Source organism: Methylibium rhizosphaerae, from assembly GCF_006386545.1.
GTDB lineage: Bacteria > Pseudomonadota > Gammaproteobacteria > Burkholderiales > Burkholderiaceae_C > Pseudorivibacter > Pseudorivibacter rhizosphaerae.
The window spans coordinates 1-844 of the sequence record NZ_SWAR01000165.1; the positions used below are offsets into that span (position 1 = coordinate 1).

Sequence of the window (844 nt, forward strand, 5' to 3'; positions counted from 1 at the left end):
CTTCTTCATCGCGTACTCGGCGCTGGCAAAGCTGCGTTGGCTCATGTTGGCGTGGCTGTGTCCGGGTTCCGCGCGGCATGCATGCATCGTGCCGGAGCGGTCAATTGATCAGCGTCTCCCTAGCGAACCCAGGCGATAGGCAGACTCGGCGGACAGGTCTTCTTCTTCCATGAAGCGGGAGGCTTCTAACGTTCGACATGAGCAGCGACCGCAGGCATGCGAAGCATGCCGGAGGGCGTCCGCTCGATGGAGAGGTTAGCTGTCATTGTGACCGTGGCTGACTTCGAATGCATAGCTTGCCTTCGAGGGGGTGAACCCACAAGCGGCATAGAAGCGGTGCGCCTCCTCGCGATGCGCACCAGAGCGCAAACGTACTCGCGGGTAGCCGCGCGCATACGACCATTGAACCGCGTGCTCCAGCAGCGAAGAGCCGACGCCGTCGCGCTGACATGCGGCCGCAACGACGAGGGCTTGAACTTCGGCGTAGCCGTTGCTGGCGAGCAAACGCACACCCTGCACTTGGCACAACCCAACGACTGACTGATCGCGCACGGCTACAAACGCCTCTTGATCTGGCCACTCGCGCAGCGCTGTCAAACGGCGTCCCAACTCCTCCGGTGCGGCCTGATACCCGAGGTCGGGAAGAAGCGCAGCAACAGCCTCCGAGTCCTCGACTTCCATGCGGCGGATGACAACGGGCATCGAATGGCAGCTAACGTTCGACATGAGCGGCGCACGACGGCGCAACGAGCGCTTCCGAAGCGCACCGCTGCGCCCCGCCGTTGTGGGTCCGCTCGATGGAGAGGTTAGAACTCATTGGTGGCAAGCAAAAGAAGTGAAGCAA

1 protein-coding gene is annotated in these 844 nt (G+C 62.1%); it reads right to left on the bottom strand.

The window, feature by feature from the left end; all coding sequences use genetic code 11:
* Positions 1 to 255: 255 nt before the first annotated feature.
* Positions 256 to 702, bottom strand: coding sequence for a GNAT family N-acetyltransferase (locus E8D38_RS27930; RefSeq protein WP_181179581.1), 447 nt, complete (start codon positions 700 to 702; stop codon positions 256 to 258).
* Positions 703 to 844 lie beyond the last annotated feature (142 nt).